Source organism: Actinosynnema sp. NPDC023658 (assembly GCF_040639995.1).
GTDB lineage: Bacteria > Actinomycetota > Actinomycetes > Mycobacteriales > Pseudonocardiaceae > Actinosynnema.
In genome coordinates this window covers 1-4,294 of the sequence record NZ_JBFAAX010000509.1, presented here as the reverse complement: position 1 = coordinate 4,294, position 4,294 = coordinate 1, and the positions used below count along the sequence as shown (strand labels likewise).

Genomic DNA, 4,294 nt, shown 5'->3' with positions numbered 1-4,294 from the left:
TTCCGCTCCCGGCTCGGCATCGCGTCCGACGTGCTGGCCGCGCGGCTGTCGAAGCTGGTCGACAGCGGGCTGCTGACCAGGCAGGAGTACCGGGACAGGCCGAGCCGGGCCGCCGCCGCGTCCCGCGCCAGCAGCAGCGCGGTGAGGTTGGACAGCGTGCCGCCGGGGGTGAACACGCCGTCGGCCTCGCCGTCGAACCCGGCCAGCCCGGCCAGCGCCGCCACCACCCACCGCTCCACCGCCAGGGCGGCCGGACCGGAGTCGTAGGTGTCCAGCGAGGCGTTGCCCGCGCTGGCCAGCGCGTCCGCCGTGACGGCCACGGCCAGCGGCGGCGGTTGCAGGTGCGCGGCGGCGAACGGGCTGGTCAGGTCCACCCCGCCCGCGGCGAGCACGGACGTGACGCGGGCCAGCGCGGCGTCCGCGCCGATGCCGTGCTCGGGCAGGTCGCCGAGCACCCCGCGCGCCTGTGCCAGCACGTCGGCGGGTCGGCCCGGCGGGACCGGTCGTCCGGAGGGACTGACGGCGAACACGGCACCTCCGACGATCGACTAAGGCTAGGCTTACCTCATCTACTCGGTGTCGTGTGTGTCAAGCCCTTCGGTGACCTTCCGTGGTGTGACGATCACTCGCGTGACCACGCTAGCTGGCGCGACCACGATCGAATCGACGCCAAATGGGGGGACTTGGCGAGGCGTCCCAACCCTTGGCACACGGCGGAGCGCGCCTACCCCTGATCTCGTTCGGAGCCCTCGGAGCGGTCGCGGTAACCTTGGCCACCACGCTGGAAGTCCGACGAATCCGGTGCACTCGCTATCCACCAGGAGGATCCGTGTCGCCAGGGCAGATCGCCGCGCTGGTCGCCGCCGGCGCGTTCGTGCTGCTTGTGCTCCTGCTGGCGATCCCGTTGATCAAGCTGGGCCGCACGCTGGACGAGGCCACCATCGCCATCCGCAAGGCGCACCAGAACAGCGACCCGATCTTCACCGGCGCGAACACGACGATCACGCACGTGAACACGCAGCTGGAGCGGGTGGACGGGATCACCGCCAACGCCCGCGCGGTCACCGGCAACGTCTCCGCGCTCACCTCGCTGTTCACCGCGACCCTCGGCGGGCCGCTGGTCAAGGCCGCCGCGCTGTCCTACGGCGTGAGCAAGGCCATCCGCGCCCGGCGCGCGGCCAAGGACGCCACCAGCAAGCACACGCGACGCAGGGGCAGGCGATGAGGCGGCTGTTCTGGTTCGGGCTCGGCATCGCCGCGGGCGTCTTCGCCACCCGCAAGGCCGGTCAGGCCGCGCACGCCGCCACGCCCGCGGGCATCGGTGAGAACGTCGGCCAGGGCCTGCGCGAGCTGGCCGGCGCCATCGGTTCCTTCGGCGCCGAGGTGCGCGCCGGAATGTCCGAGCGCGAGCAGGAGTTGCAAGACGACGTGGAACGCCAGACGGGCTTCACGCCGGGTAGGCGAGCGCGCAGGGCGAACGACGCCAGGTAGGTCGTTCGTTCGCCTCACCGCGCCCTCGCCCGATCGTCGGCCCGCCGACGTGGCTTCCACACTCCCGAAGGACAAGACCCGTGCAGACCCACGAGATCATCAAGCGCTTCCGCGAGCACTTCGAGCGGGCCGGCCACAAGTACGTGCCCAGCGCCTCGCTCATCCTGGACGACCCGAACCTGCTGTTCGTCAACGCCGGCATGGTGCCGTTCAAGCCGTACTTCCTCGGTGAGGCCCCGCCGCCGTACCCGCGCGCCACGAGCATCCAGAAGGTCGTGCGCACCGGCGACATCGACGAGGTGGGCAAGACCACCCGCCACTGCACGTTCTTCCAGATGGCCGGCAACTTCTCGTTCGGCGACTACTTCAAGGAAGACGCCATCCGCCTGGCCTGGGAGCTGATCACCAGGTCCCAGGACGAGGGCGGCTACGGCTTCGACCCCGAGCGCCTGTGGGTGACCGTCTACCTGGACGACGACGAGGCCATCGAGCTGTGGCAGAAGGTCGCCGGCCTCCCGCTGGAGCGCATCCAGCGCCGCGGCATGGCCGACAACTTCTGGTCCATGGGCGTGCCCGGCCCGTGCGGCCCGTGCTCGGAGATCTACTACGACCGCGGCCCGGAGTACGGCGCCGAGGGCGGCCCGGTCGCTGACGAGAACCGGTACCTGGAGATCTGGAACCTCGTCTTCATGCAGAACGTCCGAGGCGAGGGCGGCACCAAGGAGGAGTTCCCGATCGTCGGGGACCTGCCCGCCAAGAACATCGACACCGGCATGGGCGTCGAGCGGGTGGCCGTGCTGCTGCAGGACGTGGACAACGTCTACGAGACCGACCTGGTCCGCCCGGTGATCGCCAAGGCCGAGGAGCTGTCCGGCCGCAAGTACGGCGACAACCCGGTCGACGACGTCCGCTTCCGGGTGATCGCGGACCACGCCCGCAGCGGCGTGCTGATCGTGGGCGACGGCGTGACGCCCGGCAACGAGGCCCGCGGCTACGTGCTGCGCCGCCTGCTGCGCCGCATCGTCCGCTCCGCCCGGCTGCTCGGCGTGACCGAGCCGGTGCTCACGCAGTTCGCCGAGGTCGTCCGCGACGCCATGGGCCCGGCCTACCCCGACCTGGTCAAGGGCTTCGACCGGATCTCCCAGGTGCTCAAGGCCGAGGAGGACACGTTCCTGCGCACCCTCGACGCCGGGTCGCGGATCTTCGAGACCGCCGCCGCCGAGGTCAAGTCCGACGGCCGCGCCACCCTGCCGGGTGACAAGGCCTTCCAGCTGCACGACACCTACGGCTTCCCGCTCGACCTCACCCTGGAGATGGCCGCCGAGGCCGGCCTGTCCGTGGACGAGGACGGGTTCCGCAAGCTGATGGCCGAGCAGCGCGCCCGCGCCAAGGCCGACGCCGCCGGCAAGAAGACCGGCCACGGCGACCAGACCGTGTACCGGGAGCTGCTCGAGCTCGGCGCCACCGAGTTCACCGGCTACACCGAGCTGGCCAGCGAGGCCACCGTGCGCGGCATCGTCAACGGCGGCAAGCGGGTCCGCTCGGCCAAGGAGGGCGACATCGTCGAGGTCGTCCTCGACCGCACCCCGCTGTACGCCGAGTCCGGCGGCCAGGAGAGCGACGCCGGCGTCATCGTCTCCGGCAGCGCCGAGCTGGAGGTCGTGGACGTCCAGAAGGTCGCCCGCAAGCTGTGGGTGCACCAGGTGCGCGTGCTCAGCGGCGAGGTCGTCGAGGGCGAGCACGTCGAGGCCAGGGTCGACCCGGAGTGGCGCGTCGGCGCCCGGCAGGGCCACTCGGGCACGCACGTCGTGCACGCCGCCCTGCGCCAGGTGCTCGGCCCGTCGGCCTTGCAGAGCGGCTCGTACAACAAGCCGGGCTACCTGCGGCTGGACTTCGCCTGGACCGGCGGCCTGTCCGAGGAGACCCGCAGCGAGATCGAAGAGGTCTCCAACCTGGCCGTCCGCAAGGACCTGCCGGTGCGCGTGGTCTACACCGACATGGGCGGCGCCCAGGAGCTCGGCGCCGTGGCCCTGTTCGGCGAGACCTACGACGAGACCGTGCGCGTGGTCGAGATCGGCGGCCCGTGGTCGCGCGAGCTGTGCGGTGGCACGCACGTCGAGCACTCGTCCCAGATCGGCCCGATCACGATGATCGGTGAGTCGTCGGTCGGCTCCGGCGTGCGCCGGCTGGAGGCCTACGTCGGCATCGAGGCCTTCAAGTACCTGGCCAAGGAGCGGGCCCTGGTGCAGAACGTCGCCGCCATGCTCAAGGTCCCCGACAGCGAGGTGCCCGCCCGGGTCGAGGCCCTGGTCGAGCGCCTGCGGGTGGCCGAGAAGGAGCTGGAGAAGGTCAAGGCCGCCCAGCTCGTGGCCGACGCCGGTTCGCTGGCCGACCAGGCCCTGGACGTGCGCGGCGTGTCCCTGGTGGCCCTGCGGCTGCCCGAGGGCACGTCGGGCGGCGACGTGCGGACCATCGCCGTCGAGGTGCGCAACCGGCTCGGTGACAAGCCGGGCGTGGTCGGCCTGTTCGCCCCGGACGGCGACAAGGTGAGCTTCGTGGTGGCCACCACGGCCGCCGCCCGCGACCTCGGCCTGGCCGCCGGGAAGCTGGTGCCCGCCTTCGCCCCCGCCGTCGGCGGTCGTGGCGGCGGCAAGCCGGACCTCGCCCAGGGTGGCGGCACGAACCCGAGCGGGGTCGACGAGGCCGTCACCGCCCTGCGCAGCGAGGTGGACCGCGCCCTTGAGCAGCGCTGACCGCCCCGGCGTCGACGATCCCGGCCTGGGTCGCAGGCTGGGCGTCGACG

General features: G+C 71.9%; 3 protein-coding genes and 1 pseudogene. 3 read left to right on the top strand and 1 reads right to left on the bottom strand.

The genetic code is table 11. The annotated features are described in order from the left end of the window. A pseudogene (locus tag AB0G02_RS30090) lies at window positions 1-530 on the bottom strand (aspartate aminotransferase family protein); the annotation flags it as partial. Between the two features lie 299 nt (window positions 531-829). Between AB0G02_RS30090 and AB0G02_RS30085 the strand changes: the two are divergent. From AB0G02_RS30085 to alaS, 3 genes are all read left to right on the top strand, one after another. Further along, a complete protein-coding gene (locus AB0G02_RS30085; protein ID WP_360800564.1) occupies window positions 830-1,225 on the top strand; it encodes a DUF948 domain-containing protein in 396 nt (131 codons plus the stop codon). Then, the gene (locus tag AB0G02_RS30080; RefSeq protein WP_360800561.1) at window positions 1,222-1,491 is read left to right on the top strand and encodes a hypothetical protein; all 270 of its coding nucleotides are present in this window, start codon (window positions 1,222-1,224) and stop codon (window positions 1,489-1,491) included. The genes AB0G02_RS30085 and AB0G02_RS30080 overlap by 4 nt, the downstream gene beginning before the upstream one ends. A gap of 80 nt (window positions 1,492-1,571) precedes the next feature. Further along, entirely contained in the window at window positions 1,572-4,244 is a 2,673-nt protein-coding gene (alaS, locus tag AB0G02_RS30075; RefSeq protein WP_360800558.1) for an alanine--tRNA ligase, read from the top strand. The last annotated feature ends 50 nt before the right edge of the window (window positions 4,245-4,294 follow it).